The sequence below is a fragment of the Streptomyces sp. NPDC091271 genome (assembly GCF_044757505.1).
Lineage (GTDB): Bacteria > Actinomycetota > Actinomycetes > Streptomycetales > Streptomycetaceae > Streptomyces.
In genome coordinates, this window is record NZ_JBIVVD010000009.1 from 308,843 (window position 1) to 327,069 (window position 18,227).

15 protein-coding genes are annotated in these 18,227 nt (G+C 72.6%); 11 read left to right on the top strand and 4 right to left on the bottom strand.

Annotation, left to right across the window (positions count from 1 at the left end):
- The first annotated feature begins 9 nt into the window (after positions 1-9).
- The 9 genes from ACIQM3_RS33680 to ACIQM3_RS33720 all read left to right on the top strand — a co-directional run bounded on the left by ACIQM3_RS33680 (position 10) and on the right by ACIQM3_RS33720 (position 10,850).
- On the top strand, positions 10-1,224 hold the full coding sequence (locus ACIQM3_RS33680; protein WP_401631283.1) for an allantoate amidohydrolase: 1,215 nt from the start codon (positions 10-12) through the stop codon (positions 1,222-1,224).
- A complete protein-coding gene (locus tag ACIQM3_RS33685) occupies positions 1,215-2,585 on the top strand; it encodes a formimidoylglutamate deiminase (protein ID WP_401631120.1) in 1,371 nt (456 codons plus the stop codon). The genes ACIQM3_RS33680 and ACIQM3_RS33685 overlap by 10 nt, the downstream gene beginning before the upstream one ends.
- A gap of 71 nt (positions 2,586-2,656) precedes the next feature.
- Complete coding sequence (gene hutI / locus ACIQM3_RS33690) at positions 2,657-3,838, top strand: imidazolonepropionase (RefSeq protein ID WP_362934790.1); 1,182 nt, start codon at positions 2,657-2,659, stop codon at positions 3,836-3,838.
- Positions 3,839-3,981: 143 nt separating this feature from the next.
- Positions 3,982-5,064 (top strand): GNAT family N-acetyltransferase, encoded by a 1,083-nt coding sequence (locus tag ACIQM3_RS33695; protein ID WP_401631286.1) that lies wholly within the window; start codon positions 3,982-3,984, stop codon positions 5,062-5,064.
- Between the two features lie 88 nt (positions 5,065-5,152).
- Positions 5,153-6,418, top strand: a complete 1,266-nt coding sequence (locus ACIQM3_RS33700) for a glycosyltransferase (protein WP_401631288.1) — start codon at positions 5,153-5,155, stop codon at positions 6,416-6,418.
- 71 nt (positions 6,419-6,489) lie between these two features.
- The gene (locus ACIQM3_RS33705) at positions 6,490-7,248 is read left to right on the top strand and encodes a polysaccharide deacetylase family protein (RefSeq protein ID WP_401631122.1); all 759 of its coding nucleotides are present in this window, start codon (positions 6,490-6,492) and stop codon (positions 7,246-7,248) included.
- A 118-nt stretch (positions 7,249-7,366) separates the two neighbouring features.
- Positions 7,367-9,268 carry a hypothetical protein gene (locus tag ACIQM3_RS33710; RefSeq protein WP_401631124.1) on the top strand — a complete coding sequence of 634 codons (1,902 nt, stop codon included), beginning with the start codon at positions 7,367-7,369 and terminating at the stop codon, positions 9,266-9,268.
- A 29-nt stretch (positions 9,269-9,297) separates the two neighbouring features.
- Positions 9,298-9,720: a hypothetical protein gene (locus ACIQM3_RS33715; protein WP_401631126.1), complete on the top strand. Its 423-nt coding sequence runs from the start codon at positions 9,298-9,300 to the stop codon at positions 9,718-9,720.
- Entirely contained in the window at positions 9,717-10,850 is a 1,134-nt protein-coding gene (locus tag ACIQM3_RS33720; RefSeq protein ID WP_401631128.1) for a glycoside hydrolase family 26 protein, read from the top strand. Before ACIQM3_RS33715 ends, ACIQM3_RS33720 begins: the two co-directional genes overlap by 4 nt.
- On the opposite strand, the gene ACIQM3_RS33725 is transcribed toward ACIQM3_RS33720, so the two are convergent.
- The 3 genes from ACIQM3_RS33725 to ACIQM3_RS33735 all read right to left on the bottom strand — a co-directional run bounded on the left by ACIQM3_RS33725 (position 10,825) and on the right by ACIQM3_RS33735 (position 15,148).
- Positions 10,825-12,837 carry a lipopolysaccharide biosynthesis protein gene (locus ACIQM3_RS33725; RefSeq protein WP_401631130.1) on the bottom strand — a complete coding sequence of 671 codons (2,013 nt, stop codon included), beginning with the start codon at positions 12,835-12,837 and terminating at the stop codon, positions 10,825-10,827. The two genes, ACIQM3_RS33720 and ACIQM3_RS33725, sit on opposite strands and share 26 nt — an antisense overlap.
- Positions 12,830-14,038, bottom strand: a complete 1,209-nt coding sequence (locus ACIQM3_RS33730) for a DegT/DnrJ/EryC1/StrS family aminotransferase (protein ID WP_401631132.1) — start codon at positions 14,036-14,038, stop codon at positions 12,830-12,832. The genes ACIQM3_RS33725 and ACIQM3_RS33730 overlap by 8 nt, the downstream gene beginning before the upstream one ends.
- A 126-nt stretch (positions 14,039-14,164) precedes the next feature.
- On the bottom strand, positions 14,165-15,148 hold the full coding sequence (locus tag ACIQM3_RS33735; RefSeq protein ID WP_401631134.1) for an RNA polymerase sigma factor SigF: 984 nt from the start codon (positions 15,146-15,148) through the stop codon (positions 14,165-14,167).
- 293 nt (positions 15,149-15,441) lie between these two features.
- Between ACIQM3_RS33735 and ACIQM3_RS33740 the strand changes: the two genes are divergently transcribed.
- The gene (locus ACIQM3_RS33740) at positions 15,442-15,810 is read left to right on the top strand and encodes an STAS domain-containing protein (protein ID WP_401631136.1); all 369 of its coding nucleotides are present in this window, start codon (positions 15,442-15,444) and stop codon (positions 15,808-15,810) included.
- Positions 15,811-16,009: 199 nt separating this feature from the next.
- Complete coding sequence (locus ACIQM3_RS33745) at positions 16,010-16,501, top strand: ATP-binding protein (protein ID WP_401521742.1); 492 nt, start codon at positions 16,010-16,012, stop codon at positions 16,499-16,501.
- 106 nt (positions 16,502-16,607) lie between these two features.
- Here ACIQM3_RS33745 and ACIQM3_RS33750 read toward each other — a convergent pair whose 3' ends face one another.
- Positions 16,608-18,098: an oligopeptide:H+ symporter gene (locus ACIQM3_RS33750; RefSeq protein WP_401631139.1), complete on the bottom strand. Its 1,491-nt coding sequence runs from the start codon at positions 18,096-18,098 to the stop codon at positions 16,608-16,610.
- Positions 18,099-18,227 lie beyond the last annotated feature (129 nt).

The window sequence follows — 18,227 nt, forward strand, 5'->3', positions numbered from 1 at the left end:
TTCCACGCCATGTGGCGCTCGCTGCGGCCCATCGGCCGCAGCGACGCCTCCGGCGGCTACCGCCGCTACGCCTGGACCGGCGCCGACGCCGAGTGCCGACTGTGGTTCCAGGCACAGGCCGAGGCGCGCGGCCTCGACCACGAGATCGACCGCAACGGCAACCAGTGGGCCTGGCTCGGCGACCCGCTCGCCGGGGACGCCGTCGTCACCGGGTCCCATCTCGACTCCGTACCCGACGGCGGCGCCTTCGACGGCCCCCTCGGCGTGGTGTCCTCCTTCGCCGCCCTGGACGAACTCCGCCGCAGGGGAGCGGTGTTCACCAGGCCGTTCGCCATCACCAACTTCGGTGACGAGGAGGGCGCCCGCTTCGGGCTGGCCTGCGTCGGCTCCCGGCTCGCCGCCGGACAGCTGACCATCGAGCACGCGCACCGGCTCCGTGACGGGGACGGCGTCTCGCTCCCGCAGGCCATGGAGGCCGCGGGGCACGACCCCGACGCCATCGGGCCCGATCCCGAACGGCTCGCCCGGATCGGCGCGTTCGTCGAGCTCCACGTGGAGCAGGGGCGCGCCCTGGACCTGAGCGGGGACCCGGTCGGGATAGCCTCGGCCATCTGGCCGCACGGCCGCTGGCGGTTCGACTTCCGGGGGGAGGCCAACCACGCCGGCACGACACGCCTCGCCGACCGGCGCGACCCGATGCTCACGTACGCCGAGACCGTGCTCGCGGCCCGGCGCGAGGCCGAGCTCGCCGGAGGTCTCGCGACCTTCGGCAAGATCGCCGTCGAGCCGAACGGGGTCAACGCGATCCCCTCCCTCGTGCGGGGCTGGCTCGACTCACGCGCCGCCGACCAGGCCACACTCGACGCCGTCGTGAGCGGCGTCGAGCGGGCCGCGCGGGAGCACGCCGAGCGGGCCGGGATCGATCTCGACGTCGTACGCGAGTCGTTCACGCCGGTGGTGGACTTCCAGCACGCGCTCCGGGACGAGATCGGCCGGGTGCTGGAGAAGCGCGGTCCGGACGGCGGCGGGCGCACCGTCCCCGTGCTCGGTACGGGGGCGGGACACGACGCGGGCATTTTGTCCGCTTCCGTGCCGACCGCCATGCTGTTCGTACGGAACCCCACCGGGATCTCGCACTCACCTGCCGAGCACGCCTCCGAGGACGACTGCGTGGCCGGGGTGAGGGCACTCGCCGACGTACTGGAAGGTCTCGCGTGCAGCTGACAACGCAACCGACGGGCACACCGGTCACCGCGACGTACTGGATGTCGCACGCCTGGCTCGGAACCCATGTCGAGCCGGGCGTCCTCCTGGACGTGGCCGGAGGGCGCATCGCCGGCGTCCGGACGGGCATCGACACACCTCCGCCCGGCGCCGTCGTGCTCGACGGACTGACCGTCCCGGGACTGGCCAACACCCACTCGCACGCCTTCCACCGCGCGCTGCGCTCCACCGTCCAGGTGGGGTCCGGCACCTTCTGGACCTGGCGCGAGCTGATGTACCGGACGGCTTCCCGGCTCACCCCCGACACCTACTACGACCTGGCCCGTGCCACGTACGCCGAGATGGCGCTGGCCGGGATCACCGCGGTGGGTGAGTTCCACTATGTGCACCACACGCCCGGAGGCACGCCCTACGACAACCCGAACGCCATGGGCGAGGCGCTCATCGCGGCGGCGGCCGAAGCCGGAATCCGCATCACCCTGCTCGACACCGCCTATCTGGCCGCCGGCTTCGGGGAGAAGCCGAGCCGGCACCAGCTGCGCTTCTCCGACACCACCGCCGACGCCTGGGCCGAGCGTGCCTCCCTCCTCAAGGGGGACGACGACCTGGTGGTGATCGGCGCCGCGATCCACTCCGTGCGCGCCGTCCCGGCCGGGCAGCTGTCCACCGTCGCGCGGTGGGCGCAGGAGCGGGCGGTCCCGCTCCATGTCCACCTCTCCGAGCAGACCGCGGAGAACGACGCCTGCCTCGCCGCCCACCGCCGCACCCCCACCCGGCTCCTCGCCGACCACGGGGTCCTCGGCCCGCGCACCACAGGCATCCACAACACGCACCTCACGGCCGAGGACATCGAGCTGCTGGGCTCCTCCCGGACGGGCACCTGCATGTGCCCCACGACCGAACGCGACCTCGCCGACGGCATCGGCCCTGCCACCGCGCTCCAGGGCGCGGGCTCCCCCCTCTCGCTCGGCAGCGACAGCCACGCCGTGATCGACCTCTTCGAGGAGGCACGGGCGATGGAGCTCAACGAACGCCTGCGCACCCATGTCCGGGGCCACTGGACCGCGGCAGCCCTGCTCAGGGCGGCTTCCGCCGAGGGCCACGCCGCGCTCGGCCGCCCGGACGCGGGCGTGCTCGAACCGGGCGCGCCCGCCGACCTCGCCACCGTCGCGCTGGACTCCGTCAGGACAGCGGGGCCGGTGCCCCGGCTGGCAGCCGAAGCAGCCGTATTCGCCGCGACCGCCGCCGATGTGCGGCACACCGTGGTGGCGGGCCGGCACATCGTCCGGGACGGCCGGCACACACGGATCGACGACGTGCCCGGAGCGCTCGCCTCGGCCGTCGCCGCCCTGTACGCCTGAGCGCCCTGCCCGCCACCGCACCGTGAACCCGGGTCCGGCCCGGGACCGAGCCGAAAGAAAGCTGTGCCCGGATGACGACCACCCCGACGACCGCCATCACCCACATCGCGAACCTGGTCACCAACGACCCCTCCCTCGGTGACGGGACCCCCCTGGGCCTGATCCGGGACGCGGCCGTCGTCATCGACGGCGACCGCATCGTCTGGACCGGTGAATCCAGCAAAGCACCCGCCACCGACAACGCCGTCGACGCGGGCGGCCGCGCCGTGATTCCCGGCTTCGTCGACTCCCACTCCCACCTGGTGTTCGCCGGTGACCGCACCGCCGAGTTCAACGCCCGTATGTCCGGCCGTCCCTACTCCGCAGGCGGCATCCGCACGACCGTGGCCGCCACCCGCGCCGCCTCCGACGAGGAGCTCTCCGCCAACGTCGCGCGCTACCTCGCGGAGGCGCTCCGGCAGGGCACCACCACCTTCGAGACCAAGTCCGGCTACGGCCTCACCGTCGAGGACGAGGCACGCGCCCTGCGCATCGCCGCCCGCCACACAGACGAGGTCACCTTCCTCGGCGCCCACATCGTGTCCCCCGACTACGCCGACGATCCCGCCGGTTACGTCGGCCTCGTCACCGGCCCGATGCTGGACGCCTGTGCCCCGTACGCCCGTTGGATCGACGTCTTCTGCGAGCGTGGTGCCTTCGACGAGGACCAGGCGCGCACGATCCTCACCGCGGGGAAGGCCAGGGGCCTCCACCCCCGCGTCCACGCCAACCAGCTCGGCCACGGCCCCGGGGTCCGGCTCGCCGTCGAGCTGGACGCGGCGTCCGCCGACCACTGCACCCACCTCGACGACGCCGACCTCGACGCGCTCGGCCAGGGCTCCACCGTCGCCACCCTGCTCCCCGGCGCCGAGTTCTCCACCCGGGCCGCCTGGCCCGACGCCCGCCGCATTCTCGGGGCGGGCGCCACGGTCGCCCTGTCCACGGACTGCAACCCGGGCTCCTCGTTCACCTCCTCCATGCCGTTCTGCATCGCCCTCGCCGTACGGGACATGGGCATGACCCCCGACGAAGCGGTCTGGTCCGCCACCGCGGGAGGCGCCGCCGCCCTGCGCCGCACCGACATCGGCCGCATCACCCCCGGCGCCCGCGCCGACCTCGTGATGCTGGACGCGCCGAGCCATGTCCACCTGGCCTACCGGCCGGGGGTCCCCCTGGTGGCGGCGGTGTGGCGGGGCGGCGAGAGGGCGGTGTGACGCCCCAGGGGCGGCCCAGGCGATTTTCACCGGTCGGTCACAGGATGTCGCGGCTGTCTACCGCCGGGTGACCGAGCCCGGTACCGTTCTGGGCAGCGTGGCTCAGGGGGGTAGGACCGGGGGGTCTTGTGAGCGGCAGGCGCATACGTGTGGTCAGGCCCGGAGATCTGGGCGCGGGGGACATCGAGAGCTGGCGGGAGCTCCGGGCCAAGTCCGGCGCCCCGGCCCATCCGTTCATGGAACCGGAGTTCGCCCTTGCCGTCGGCCGGGTCCGGCCGCACGCGCGGGTGGCGCTGATCAGCGAGGAATCCGGGGGGCCGGCCGGTTTCCTCCCCTTCGAGCGGGGACGGCTCGGCCACGGCCGGGCCATCGGCTTCGGGGTCTCCGACGTACAGGGCGCCGTGCTGCGCCCCGGTCTTCTGCTGGACGCCAGGGAGCTGCTGCGGGCCTGCGGGCTCTCCGCGTGGGAGTTCGACAACCTGGAGGAGGGCCAGGGCCTCTTCGAGCCGGATGCCGCCCGCGCGTACGCCTCGTACGTCATCGATGTCGGCGACGGCCACGAGAGCTACGAGCAGGCTCTGCGGGCACGGTCGCCGAAGTTCCTCAGGACCACCCTGGCCAAGGAGCGCAAGCTCGGCCGCGACGCCGGGGAGGTGCGGTTCGTCCTCGACGAGCGGGATCCGGCGGTGCTGCGGACCCTGATGGAGTGGAAGTCCGCCCAGTACCGAAGGACCGGACGGCGCGACCGCTTCGCGAAGAAGTGGATCCGCGACCTGGTGGAGTTCCTCTTCCACACCCGGGCGCCCGGGTGTTCCGGCCTGCTCTCCGTCCTGTACGCGGGTGACCGCCCTGTGGCCGCCCACTTCGGGCTGCGCTCGCGGACGGTGCTCTCGTGCTGGTTCCCGGCGTACGACCCCGGCTTCGCGAAGTTCTCGCCGGGCCTGATCCTGCATCTGCGGATGGCGCGCGCGGCGGCGGACGACGGCATCGGGATGCTCGACATGGGGCGAGGTGCGGCCGAGTACAAGGACGCCCTGAAGACCGGCGAACTCACGGTGTACGAGGGCGCCTCGGTCAGGCCGGGCGTGGGCGCGGCCCTCCAGTGGATCGGCCGCGAACCCTCCCGCCGCGCGCACGGTTTCGTGCGGAACCGGCCACGGCTGGCAGGCCTGGCGCAGCGCGGCCTCGAACGGGCCGGCCGACTGCGCGAACCGAATCGTCCATAGCGTCACGACCCGGGGGGACCGGATGCCGTACGGGAACGAACAGGCGGGGAGCGCGGAGCGGTTACCCGCCATCGGCCGGCTCGCCGGCATGGCCGTCGCCGAGCTGGAGCTCGACGCGGCCGACGGCACGGGCGCCCGGATCGGGCCCGCGCCCGGCGGGCCGCCCCTGGGGCCGCGGGACGGCGAGGAGCAGCGGATCTTCGCTCTCGTACGGCTGCGGGGACGCCCCGTCGGCACGGTCGTCGGGCGCGTCAGGGCGGGCGACGACCCGGCCTCCGTCCTCGCCGAGCAGGCGGCGGACGAGATCGACGTCCCGGACGCCCCGGAGCGTCCTCCGGCCGGTGAGGTGCCCAGGGCCACCGTCGTCGTCGCGACCCGGGAGCGCCCCGGACAGCTCGCCCGCGCCCTCGACTCGCTGCTCGCCCAGGACCACCCGGACTTCGAGATCGTGGTCGTCGACAACGCCCCGGCCACGGACGCCACCCGTGAGCTCATCAGCTCCGCCTACGCCGGCCGGGGGGTGAGCTACGCCTGTGAGCCGGCCCCCGGTCTGGCAGCCGCGCACAACAGAGGGGTTCTCCTCGCCACGGCGGACATAGTCGCCTTCACCGACGACGACGTCATCGCCGACCCGCACTGGCTCAGCGCCCTCACCCGGCCCTTCGGCGAGGACCCCGGGCTGGCCTGCGCCACGGGGCTGATCCTGCCGGCCAGGCTCAGCACCCCGGCGCAGATCCTGCTGGAGAGTCACGGCGGATTCGCCAAGGGGTTCGCCGCACGCCGCTACGACCCCGCGCACCCGCCCGCCGACGAGCCGCTCTTCCCGTTCACCGCCGGCCGGTTCGGCTCGGGCGCCAACATGGCCTTCCGCGGCGAGGCGTTGAAAGCCGTCGGCGGTTTCGACCCCGCCACCGGCACCGGCACCGCGGCCAAAGGGGGCGACGACCTCTACGCGTTCGTACGGCTCCTTGCCGAGGGTCACCCGCTGCACTACACACCCGAAGCGATCGTCTGGCACCACCACCGGGAGCGCTGGGAGGACCTCTGCGGGCAGGCGTACGGCTACGGCGCCGGGCTCACCGCCTGCCTCACCGCGCTGCTGGTCCGCAGGCCCGCCCTGTTGCCGTCCCTCCTGGCCCGGCTGCCGCGCGGTCTCGCCCATGCCCGCACGATGACGGCGTCCCGTGCCACCGACGTTGCGGGAAGCGGCGTTCCCGGCGAGCACGGCGCGTACACCTACCCGTGGCCCCGACATCTGTCCCGGCTGGAGCGCAGAGGTCTGCTGTACGGCCCCCTCGGATACGTACGCGCGAGGTTCGCCGTCCGCGCCGCGCGCCCCCGGGGGCCGAGATGAGCGCGCGCGGACGGGAGGATCCCGGGAGTCGAGCGGCGTCCCGGATCCCCGTGCTGCTGTACCACGCGGTGATGGACGACCCACCGGAGTGGATCGCCGAATTCACGGTCACACCGAAGGAGTTCGCCGCCCAGCTGGACACGATCGGGGCCTGCGGCCGCACACCGGTCCCGGTCGGCGCGCTCGTCGCCCATCTCGCGGGGCGTGAGCCGCTGCCGGACCGGCCGGTCGTCCTGACCTTCGACGACGGCTTCGCGGATCTGCCGGGGCCGACCGCCGAGGCGCTCGCCGGGCGGTCGATGCCGGCCACCGCGTATCTCACGACGGGCGCGCTGACGCGGTCCGGCGGGGGCAGCCTGCTGCCGCCCGCGCCGATGATGAGCCTGGCCCAGGCGCCCCTGCTGGAGCAGTACGGCATGGAGGTGGGCGGGCACACGGTCACCCACGCGCAGCTGGACACCCTGCCCGCCGTGGCCCTGCGCTCGGAACTCGTCGACTCCAGGAAGGTGCTGGAGGACGTCCTGGGCCATGAGGTGGCCCATCTCGCCTATCCGCACGGCTACAACAGCGTGCGCGTGCGCCGTGCCGCCCGCGCCGCCGGTTACGAGAGCGCCGTGGCCGTCCGGCACGCGCTGAGCTCCGGCCGGGACGAGCCGTACCGGATCGCGCGGCTGATCCTGAGGCGGAGCCACACCGTGCGGGACGTCGAGCGCTGGATGGCGGGCGAGGGCGTGCGCGTGGCGCCGTTCCCCGACTCGCTTCCGACGGTGGGCTGGCGGTGGTACCGGCGGGGGCGGTCCGCCGTGCGGGGGCCGGAGTTCGCGGGGTGACGTGAGGACGGCGGAGAAAGGGGACGAGAGCGTCACAAAGGCGAAGCACATTCCTATACTTCGCCCAAGGGGACAGCGGCGTGACGGCCGCGACCACATCCGTGGGGGGAGTCGCACCGTGCCACAGCATGTGCCCGCGCCGGTCAAGGGGGACACAGCGGGGAACGCCGAGCCGGGGCCTCCTCGCGGGCAGCCGCACGAGGCGGCCGCCGAGGCGTCGCCCCGCGGTCTCCCCGACGCGCTGAGACCCTGGACGGTCCTCACCTGGCTGCCGTTACTCCTGGCGGCCGGTCTCTGGACCGCCTCGCTGCCGCACATCGGATTCCGCTCGATGGGCGAGTACGGGCTCCTGGACCGGTTGCCCGTCATCTACTACCTCTCCCTGCTCGCCCTGACCGCGGGCTTCCTGGTCAGCCTCCGCCGCGCGGGCACGGCCCCGTGGTGGCCCGCGCTGTACTGCGCCGGACTGCTGATGGCCCTCAAGGGAGTCCCCGCCGTCCTGTACGACTCGGAGCGCTACCCCTGGGCGTCCAAGCACGACGCGGTCATCGACCACCTGCTGGCCAACGGCGAACTGCGCCCGGACGAGGGCCTGTCCGGCAACATGTCCGCCTACGACCAGTGGCCCGGCTTCTTCACGCTCAACGGCGGGCTCGTCCGCGCCTTCGGGGCCGACAGCGCCGCCGCCTACCTGAACTGGGCGCCCGTCGTCCTCGGCCTGCTGATGATGCCGGTCCTGATCCTGGTCTACCGCACGTTCAGCGAGGACTGGCGCCTCGTGTGGACGGCCGTCTGGATCTTCCAGCTCGCCAACTGGGTGGGTCAGGACTATCTCGCCCCGCAGGGCCTCGCCTTCCTCCTCCATCTCGCCGTACTCGCCGTCGTCGTACGGCACTTCGTGCGCCCCGGCTCCGCCGGACGGCTGCGCTCACGCGCCTGGCTCGACCCGGCCGCCGCAGCCGTCCCGCCGCCCACCGGCACCCGTCAGCGCGCGGTCGGTGTCGCGGTCCTGGTGCCCCTGATCGTGGCCGTCAACGCGGTGCACCAGCTGACTCCGGTGATGCTCTGCGTCACCCTGCTCGCGCTCAATCTCACCCGCCGCTACCGCAACCCCGGGCTCCTCGCCGTGGCCGGCCTGCTCATGCTGGCCTGGGACCTCACCATGGGCCGCCCCCTCTTCACCGAGACACTGGGCACCCTGCGCGACTCCCTCGGCGAACTCACGCAGAACTCCCGCGCCGGATACGCCGGGCAGCTCACCGGGGCCGGCCCCGAGCTCGCGGGGCGCGCCAACGTCCTTATGGTGCTGGCCGTCGCCGTCCTCGCCGGCACGGCCCTCCTGCTGCGGCGCCGCCTGGTGCACAGCGCCCTGCCGCTGCTGCTGGCCTCCGCCGCGCCCGTCCCGCTGTTCGTGGTCAACGACTACGGCGGCGAAATGCTCTTCCGTGTCTACCTGTTCGCGCTCCCGGGCGCCGCGTTCTTCGCCGCCGCGGCGCTCGTCCCGGCTGCCGGGGGCGCCGGGGCGCACCGGGTCCGGCCGGCGGTACGGAAGATCTGCGCCGTCGCGCTACCGGTGTCACTGGTCGCGCTGCTCGCCGGCTTCATGCCGTCGTACTACGGCAAGGAGCAGATGAACTACACCCCGCCCGCCGAGACCGCGCTCGTCACCCGAGCCATCGACCGCGCCCCGGAAGGGGCGCTGATCCTGGCCACCACCGGTTCGTTCCCGAAGGCGCTGCACCGCTACGACCGGCTGGAGCACTGGTTCTTCGCCGAGCAGGAGCTCCCCGAGAACGTCGAGATGCTCAAGGACCCGGCGGGCTACCTCTCGGCCCGGCTGCCGCCCGGCACCACGGCCTATGTCATCCTCACGCGCACCCAGGACATCTACACCGCGGGTGAGGGGCTGCTGCCGCCCGGCGGCTTCGACGCCCTGACCCGGGACCTCACCGCCTCGCCGCTCTTCCACGTGGTCGAGCGGACCGTACACGGCGTCGTCCTGCGCTACGACGGCCCCTGAGCCACGTCCCAGACCAGGAAGGCAGCCACGTGTCCGAGAACCGGCGACCGGCGCTCCCCGCCCGGCAGACCCTGATCAGAGCCGCCCTGGCGCTCTCCGGGTGGGTGGCGCTCGCCGCGACCGCGCTGCCGGGGGGATCACCCCTGCGCTGGGCCCCCGTGCTCCTCTTCGTCTGCCTCGCCCCCGGCCTCGCCCTGCTGTATCCGCGGCCCGTTCCGCTCAGGCCGGGCGCCCGCCTCGAAGCGGCCGCGCTCGCCGCGCCCCTCGGGCTCTCCGTGGCCGTCGTCGCGGCCACCGCGCTGTTCCTGGTGGAAGGGTTCTCGGGGACCGCGTTCCTGGTGGTTCTCGCCGCGTTCACCACCCTCGCCGCAGCCCTGCCGGGGCTTCCGCTGCCCGCGGCCACCCGGGGCGCCGTCGAGCGGGCCCGGCCGGACTCCGCGAGGCGCCGGTGAGCCGCCACCGTCCGCCGGAGGGCCGCCGCCCCCGTACGTACCTCGTGCTCGCGCTGGTCGCCGTCGCGGCGTTGCTGACCGGACTTCTCACCCGGTTCGGCACACCCTCCTCCGGCGAGGACGACGAGCGGGTGCCCTCCGCGGGCGCCCTCCCGGCCGACGCCGCCACCGGCCCGGTGCCCGGCGGGGCGTGCGCCCCCACCGCCACGCTCGTCCCGCCGTGCGGGGCCTGGTGGGGCGCCTACGTGCCGCATGCCGGGAACGGTTCGCTCAAGGACGCGGTGTACGCGTTCGAGGAGAAGATCGGCCGGAAGCTCGACCTCCTGTACACGTACCACGACATGTCGAACACCGGCCTCGACGGACAGCTCCTGACCCCCGACGAGCAGATCCTCGGCCGGAACCGGTTGCTCATGCTGGCGTGGGAGTCCACGGTGTGGCGCGAGCCCCACCACGCCAACTGGACCGAGGACCAGCTCGGCTGGGCGGACATCGCGTCGGGGAAGCACGACCGGGAGATCATCGACCCGCAGGCTCGCCGCCTCAAGGCCTACGGGAAGCGGGTGTTCCTCTCCTTCGACCAGGAGGTCGACGCCCGGGTCGGCGACGCGGGCACGCCCGAGGAGTACGTCGCCGCCTACCGCCACCTTCACGACCGGTTCGAGGAGCTCGGTGTGGACAACGTGGTCTGGGTGTGGACGGTCTCCGGCTATCTCCCGTCGGGGAAGCTCTTCGAGCGGCTCTACCCGGGCGACGACTACGTCGACTGGATCGGCATGGACCAGTACAACTACTTCACCTGCCACGACACCACGGACTGGAAGGACTTCGACCGCAGCCAGCGGCCGACGTACGAGTGGCTGCGCACCCACATCAGCGACGAGAAGCCGCTGATGTTCGCCGAGTTCGCCACGGTGCCCGATCCGGCGGACAAGGACCGCCAGCGCGAGTGGTACGAGGGGATTCCCGAGGTGGCCAGGACCATGCCCGAGGCCAAGGCGCTGGTGCACTGGAACCGGGCGGTCCCGGGCAAGGGCTGTGACCTCACGGTCGACGAGGGGCCGGGCCTGGAGGGTTACCGCACGGCCGGCCAGGACGACTGGTTCAATCAGCCGGTGCCCGGCCGCTGACCCACCCCCGTACGCCGTACGCCACCGCCGTCGCCGACAACAGCCCCCAGAGCACGGGCAGTCCGGCCGTGGCGAAGGCGTCCTGCGCGGCCCACCCGGCCACCGCGAGCACCCACACCGCGGCGGCGGTGACCCGCCAGTGCGCCCCGGCCGTCCGCAGCAGGACCGCGGCCAGCGCCAGGCACAGCAGCTGGAGGGCGAACGGCAGGGCCCGCAGCACCGCGTCCGGCGGGGCCGCTCCCGGCACGCCGGCGAGGAAGCCGGCGAGCGTTCCGTGCCACTCCCGGGAGGCGGCGGGCGGGCGTACCCCGAGGAGGAGCGGGGCCGAGTGCAGGGCCGCCACGGTCACCAGCAGCGCCGCGCCCAGCAGGGCGGGCCGGGGGCGGTACAGCGCGACGGCCGCGGTGTAGGCGACGATCATCAGCACCCCGGCGGTCACCGTGACCGGTGGCAGCGCGTCGATCAGCTCCGCACCGGTCAGACGCGTACGCCCGGAGTGCGCCGAGCGTGACAGCGGCACCCAGAACAGTCCGGCCGCGAGCACCAGCAGCCCCCAGAGCCACAGCGCCTCGCGTCGTCCCGGCCCCGCGTCCGCCCCCTGACCCGTTCCCCGCCGCTCCCGCGCGGCGAGCCGGGCCCAGCCCGTCCCGAACTCCTCGGCCCCCGGCGCCGCACGCCGGGCGCCCCGCGGCGTACGCCCGGTCAGGGCCGAGCGCAGTCCCAGGGCGGAGGCGGAGGCCACCGCGGTCATGGCGATCAGCATCGCCCAGCCGGCGCCGGCGATCCCCAGCGGGCCGAGCAGCACGGCCGCACTGCCGAGGACGAGGGCGCACATCGTGCCCTGCAGGACGGCCAGAGCGCCGGTGCGGCCCTGCACCCGCAGCACGCCGATGTACAGCTCGACCACGACCCGGGGCAGGGCGGCCGCGGCCAGCAGCCGCAGGACCAGGGTGCCGTGGGCGGCGTAGTCGGAGCCGAAGGGGCTGAGGATCCGCGGGGCGAAGAGGACCAGGACGACCACGACGGGAACCAGCAGGACCGCCATGCGGCGCAGCGCCCCGCGCACGCCCTCGGCCAGGTGTCCGGGGCTGTGCGAGGCGTGCGCGGTGAGGGAGGAGGCCATGTTGATGGCCATGAACTCCATGGTGCCGCCGACGGTGTACGCGATGTAGAAGAAGCCGTTGTGCGCGGCGTCGAAGCGCACGGCCACCATCACCGGCAGCAGGTTGATCATGGCCAGGCTGAAGAGCGCGCCGACGGAGTCGCCCGCCAGGAACCTGCCGATCTCGCGCATCCGGGGCGGCTCGCGGTCCCGGTCGGCGCCCGCCTGACGCGGAATCAGCCGGCGGAAGACCATCCAGCCGAGCGGCAGCACGGACAGGGCGATGGCCGCGGCCCAGGACACGAAGACACCGAGGACGGGCAGCGCGGTCGCGAACGCGGCGAGGAGCAGCAGCTTCCCGACGGAGAACACGGCGTTGCCGACGGGCACCCAGACGGCCTTGCGCAGCCCGGTCAGCACCCCGTCCTGGAGGGTGAGGACCGCCCAGGCGACGCAGGACCCGGTGAAGACGAGCCCGGCGGACAGGGTGCCGAGCGGGGCGTACGAATCGCCCCACAGGTCCAGCGTGAGCAGGAAGACCACGCAGGCCAGGGTGACGACGACGGAACTGGCCAGGTAGGTACGGGCGACCAGGGACCCGGTGGCGCGTCCGGCGCGGGGCACGTAGCGGACGACGGCGCCGATCATCGTGGTCGCGGTGACCGAGGCGAGGAGCCGCATCGCGGCGATGGCGGCGGAGCCCTGGCCGACCGCCTCCTCGGTGTAGTAGCGGGCGGCGACCAGCCAGAAACCCAGGCCGAGAGCGGCGGAGACCCCGGTGGAGAGCATCAGGGCGTAGGCGTTGCGGAAGAGCGAGTCGCCGCTCGCCGGGGCCGCCGGGGGCGGCGCGGCCTTCGGCCGGCCGGCTCTCGCCGTGTCAGCCACCGGGCAGCTCTCCCGCGGGCCGGGCACCCGCCGCGGCCAGGATCTCGATGACCGCGCCGGCGCGCAGCGGGTCGACGGGCAGGGCGTGACGGGCGAACCAGGCCGCCTCGGCGGGGGCGGGCGACGGGTCGGTGAACGCTGGGCCCGCGTAGGTGTCGAGCGGCGGGTCGTAGAGATAGCCGACGGTGATGCGCCGGCGGGAGAGCGCGGCGACGGCCGCGTCCCGGTCGGCCACGAGCAACGGCACCCGGAACAGCGGCTGTACGGGGGCACCGGCGGGGACCGGAGGGGCCCAGCGGGTCGCGAGGAGCCGCTCGGTGCCCGTCCGGTGCGCGGCGAGCCGCTCGTCGAGGCCGGCCAGCAGACGGGCGACGCGCCGCACCCGTGATCGGCCCGGGGCGATGCGGTAGTCGTGCATGTCGACGCGGACCCAGGAGTGGAAGGCCTCCAGCGAGGGCGAGGCACCCAGGGCCTGTCGCAGCTCCGCGGGCCGTAACGGCATCCGGATCCCGTCCCGTTCCTGGAGCCCGAGCAGCCGCAGGGCCCACCAGGCTGCGGGGGCGAGCCGCAGCCCGCGTACGGCCGATTCCGCGTACGGGCGTACGGCGTAGGCGAGTTCGGCGGTGAGGCGGGCCGGGTCGAGCAGGGCGTCCCGGGCACGCTCCAGCGGGGCGCGCAGGGAAGGGTCGGCGACGGCGAGGAAGCCTCCGGCCTTCGCACCGACGTGTTTGGAGAGGCTGAAGGCCGCCGCGTCCCCGTACGAGCCGACCGGTCTTCCGCCCGTGGCGCTGCCGATGGCGTGCGCGGCGTCCTCGATCAGGGGGACGCCGAGGCGGTCGCAGCGCTCGCGCAGCCGCCCGGCCGGGTCCGGGTTCCCGTACAGATTGGTGGTGAGGACGGCCGAGAGGCCCTCCCACACGGCCTCGGGCACAGCGTCGACGTCGATCGAGCCGTCCGCCGCGGACAGCGGGGCCTGGACGGGCCGCAGGCCGGCGGCGAGGACGACGAAGAGGATGACGTCGTCGTTGACCGGGGACATCAGGATCTTGCCGCCGGGTTCGCACCAGTGGCGGAGCGCCAGATAGAGGCCCAGCCGGCAGGACGGTACGTACAGGCATTCCCGCCCGAGCCGGACGCCCATCGCCGTTTCGGCCGCTGCCGCTGCTCCGCGGTCAGCAGGACCGCTCTCCCCATGAGCCATGTGTTCCCCCCAGAACCCCGCCCAATGTGGCCCAGTCCGTGGCACTTCGTCAACAATGCGGAAGGACCCGCCCGTCGGGGGCAGGTCCTTCCGCGATGACGTACCGGTGGTGCGGGTGACGCCGGGTCACTCCTCCACGGTCAGGCCCTTCCTGAGCTTGGCCAGGGTCCGGGAGAGGAGCCGGGACACGTGCATCTGCGAGATGCCGAGCTCCTCGCCGATCTCCGACTGCGTCATGTTGGAGACGAACCGCATGGAGAGGATCGTGCGGTCGCGCAGCGGGAGCGAGGCGATGAGCGGCTTGAGGGACTCGACGTACTCGATGCCCTCCAGGCCGCCGTCCTCGTAGCCGAGGCGGTCCGCGAGGGCGCTCTCGCTGCCGTCGGCCTGGTCGTCGGGCTTGGCGTCCAGCGAGCTCGCGGTGTACGCGTTGCTCGCGGCCATGCCCTCGACGACCTCGTCCCTGCTGAGGCCGAGGCGGTCGGCGAGCTCGACGACCGTGGGCGAGCGGTCCAGCTTCTGGGCCAGCTCGTCGCCTGCCTTGGCGAGGTCCAGCCGCAGCTCCTGCAGTCGGCGCGGGACGCGCACGGACCAGCTGGTGTCACGGAAGAAGCGCTTGATCTCGCCGACGATGGTGGGCATCGCGAACGTCGGGAACTCGACGCCCCTGCTGAGCTCGAAGCGGTCGATCGCCTTGATCAGGCCGATGGTGCCGACCTGGACGATGTCCTCCATGGGCTCGCTGCGGGTGCGGAACCGGGCGGCGGCGAACTTGACCAGGGCCAGGTTGAGTTCCACGAGGGTGTTGCGTACGTACGCGTACTCGTGGGTGCCCTCCTCGAGGGCTTCGAGCCGCGCGAAGAGCGTCTTGGAGAGGGCCCTGGCGTCCAGGGCGCCGACCTCGGCGTAGTGCGGGATCTCGGGAAGTCCGTCGAGACCCTCGAACTCCTCGCCCGGAAGGTGGTCCTCGGCGGTCGGGTCGGTGGTGGTGCTGGTGCTGGTCCGCGGGCCGGGTACGGCGCTCGCGACAGCGGAGTCGGAATCGGTCGGTCCCTGAGGACATGCCGACGTCGCGATGTGGGTACGCGATACGTCGAGCCGGGGTGACATGGTTCTCCTCCATCGTTCTCGGCATATGGCTGCCGATGCCCATACGTCTTCCTGCGGTGAAGCGGCGCCTCCGAAGCCGATCGAGATTACTGGTGCAGATGTCCCCTCTACCCTTACCCGTTTCCAGCCACGAGTTACAAGCGCCAAATAAGCCTGTATGTCCGGTTTGTTGAGTTCTTCGACTACCGTGTGGCGAGGGAAACGCGTAATGTTTTACGCACGTCGGTGGCATCCACGACGAAGCCGCGTACACAGGGACGTGGGTAGTGACGGACGGCGAAGAGGGACAGTCAATGGACCGCGGGACGGTCGGCAGTGCGAACCGGGGTCGACTCAGTGTCGATGTCCGGACCGAGGGGCGGAGCGAGGTCGTGACGCCGGTGGGTGAGCTCGATCACCACACCGCCGATCTGCTTCGGGAGCCCCTGGAGAGCGCGGTCACGCAGGGGCGTACGCGCCTGGTGGTCGACTGTTCCGGGCTCGACTTCTGTGACTCCACCGGGCTCAATGTGCTGCTCGGTGCGCGTCTGAAGGCCGAGGCGGCCGGAGGAGGGGTCCACCTTGCCGGAATGCAGCCCGTCGTGGCCCGTGTCTTCGAGATCACGGGGGCTGAGGCGGTTTTCACCGTCCACGCCTCGCTCGAAGACGCTCTGAGCAGCTGACAGCGGCGACTCCGGTGTCGGTTCCCGGCCTCGGGAATCCCGCCTGTCGCGCGAGTCACGCTCACGGCGTAGGCGAAAAGGGTGTCGTCACCATCCGGCCGGGCAGGAGAGACCTCGTCGGGGTCATGGAACCCGCACACTCTGTATCTGATCAGTTCTGTTCGATGGCAACACGGTGAATCGGTGAGGTGAAGCGCTGATGAGCACCACCCGGCAGCATCCGCCGGGCGGCCTCGGCCGCGAGCCGGACGGCACGGGCACCGCCTCTGCCGTACCCGCTGACCGGCAGTGGCGCACGCTCTCGCTGAGAGAGGCCAGCGGCATCGTGCCGATGGCGCGCGACTTCGCCCGGCAGGCACTCCACGACTGGGGCTGGCTGCCCGCGTCGGGGGCCGACCGCCGGGCGGCGGCCGAGGACGTCCTCCTGGTCGTCTCCGAGCTCGTCACGAACGCCTGCCTGCACGCGGACGGTCCCGAGGAGCTCCGCATCGCCTGCTCGCCCAAGATGCTCCGGGTCGAGGTCGTCGACACCGGGGCCGGGCAGCCGGCGCCGCGCACCCCGCACCGGGCGGGGCGTCCCGGCGGGCACGGCATGTTCATCGTGCAGCGGCTCTGCATGGACTGGGGCGTGACGCGTACGCCGGAGCAGCCGGGCAAGACCGTCTGGGCGGAGCTCGCCGCTCCGGCGTAGCCACTCCCGCGCGACGCCGCGTGGCTCCGCTTGCTCCACGCGACGACTCAGGGCCCCGCACCGATCCGATCGGTGCGGGGCCCTGAGTCGTGCGGGCGGGTCCGTGTCAGCGGACGTTGCCCATGAGCGCCTTGACCTTGCCGCGGTACATGAAGATCGCGACACCCGCGAGCACCGCGAGCGCGGCCTGGAGGGCGACCACCCCGTTGCCGTTGAGCTCGACCCCCGCGAGGGAGAGCAGACCCGTGGTGCAGTCGCCGGCCGTCACGGCCAGGAACCAGACACCCATCATCTGGCTCGCGTACTTGGCCGGGGCCATCTTCGTGGTGACCGAGAGGCCGACCGGGGAGAGTGTCAGCTCGCCGACGGTCTGCACGAAGTAGATCGCGACCAGCCACATCGCGGCGGCCTTGTGACCGTCGCCCGCGATGGACAGGGGCGCCAGGAAGAGGAAGAACGACGCACCGACCAGCACCAGACCGGAGCTGAACTTCACGATCGTGCTGGGCTCCTTGCCCCGCCGGTTCAGCGCCAGCCAGAAGGCGGCGAAGACCGGAGCCAGCGCCATGATCAGGACCGGGTTGACCGACTGGTACCAGGAGACCGGGAAGTCCCAGCCGAGGACCGAGTTCTCCGCCGAGGAGTCGGCGAAGATCGCCAGGGTCGAACCGCCCTGGTCGTAGATCATCCAGAAGATGGCGGCGGCCACGAAGAACCAGATGTAGCCGGACATCTTCGCCTGTTCGGCCTGGTCGAGCTCCTTGTCGCGCTTGATGCGCGCCAGGACCACCACGGGGATGACGAGACCGGCGACCGTGATCGGGACCAGCAGCCAGTTCAGCGTGTAGACGCCGGTGACGACCGTGCCGATGTAGAAGACGGCGGCGACGCCCAGCCAGATCATCGACTTGCGCAGCGTGGAGGCGCGCTCGTCCGCGGAGAGCGGCTTCGGTACGACGTGGCTGCGCTCGTCCAGGTGGCGGGTGCCGAGCAGGAACTGGGCGACACCGAGTCCCATGCCGACGGCGGCCAGGGCGAAGCCCAGGTGCCAGTTGACGTTCTCGCCGACCGTGCCGATCACCAGCGGGGCGGCGAAGGCGCCCACGTTGATGCCCATGTAGAAGATCGTGAAGCCACCGTCACGGCGCGGGTCGTCCGGGCCGTCGTAGAGGTGGCCGACCATCGTCGAGATGTTCGCCTTCAGCAGGCCGGAGCCGATCGCCACGAGGCCGAGGCCCGCGAAGAAGGTGCCTTCGGCGGGCAGCGCCAGCACCAGGTGGCCGAGCATGACGACGCCGCCCGCGATGGCGACGGTCTTGCGGGGTCCCCAGACACGGTCGCCGATCCAGCCGCCGGGCATGGTGAGCAGGTACACCAGCGACAGGTAGACCGAGTAGATCGCCGTGGCCGTGGCGGGGTTCATGTGAAGCCCGTTGGGAGCGATCAGGTAGAGCGGGAGAAGGGCGCGCATGCCGTAGTAGCTGAAGCGCTCCCACATCTCCGTCATGAAGAGAGTGGCCAGGCCGCGGGGGTGGCCGAAGAAGGTCTTCTCCGAACCAGAAGTACTGGCCGAGTCCTTCGTCAGGCTGGACGCCATGGTCGATCCTTGCTGGTCGGGACGCGCCGCCTCGTGAGCGGTACGCGCCCGGTGGGGGGCGGCCGGCACCGGGCGGACACGCCCACCCCTGACGCCTCGAGGGGATTCGATCCGGGCCACCGCTCCGCT

What these genes read in the sequence shown, in the direction of transcription:
- ACIQM3_RS33680 (WP_401631283.1), top strand. Translation starts at nt 10, where the DNA reads ATGTGGCGCTCGCTGCGGCCCATCGGCCGCAGCGACGCCTCCGGCGGC.
- hutI (WP_362934790.1), top strand. Translation starts at nt 2,657, where the DNA reads ATGACGACCACCCCGACGACCGCCATCACCCACATCGCGAACCTGGTC.
- ACIQM3_RS33700 (WP_401631288.1), top strand. Translation starts at nt 5,153, where the DNA reads ATGGCCGTCGCCGAGCTGGAGCTCGACGCGGCCGACGGCACGGGCGCC.
- ACIQM3_RS33705 (WP_401631122.1), top strand. Translation starts at nt 6,490, where the DNA reads ATGGACGACCCACCGGAGTGGATCGCCGAATTCACGGTCACACCGAAG.
- ACIQM3_RS33730 (WP_401631132.1), bottom strand. Translation starts at nt 14,038, where the DNA reads ATGGCTCATGGGGAGAGCGGTCCTGCTGACCGCGGAGCAGCGGCAGCG.
- ACIQM3_RS33735 (WP_401631134.1), bottom strand. Translation starts at nt 15,148, where the DNA reads ATGTCACCCCGGCTCGACGTATCGCGTACCCACATCGCGACGTCGGCA.
- ACIQM3_RS33740 (WP_401631136.1), top strand. Translation starts at nt 15,442, where the DNA reads ATGGACCGCGGGACGGTCGGCAGTGCGAACCGGGGTCGACTCAGTGTC.
- ACIQM3_RS33745 (WP_401521742.1), top strand. Translation starts at nt 16,010, where the DNA reads ATGAGCACCACCCGGCAGCATCCGCCGGGCGGCCTCGGCCGCGAGCCG.
- ACIQM3_RS33750 (WP_401631139.1), bottom strand. Translation starts at nt 18,098, where the DNA reads ATGGCGTCCAGCCTGACGAAGGACTCGGCCAGTACTTCTGGTTCGGAG.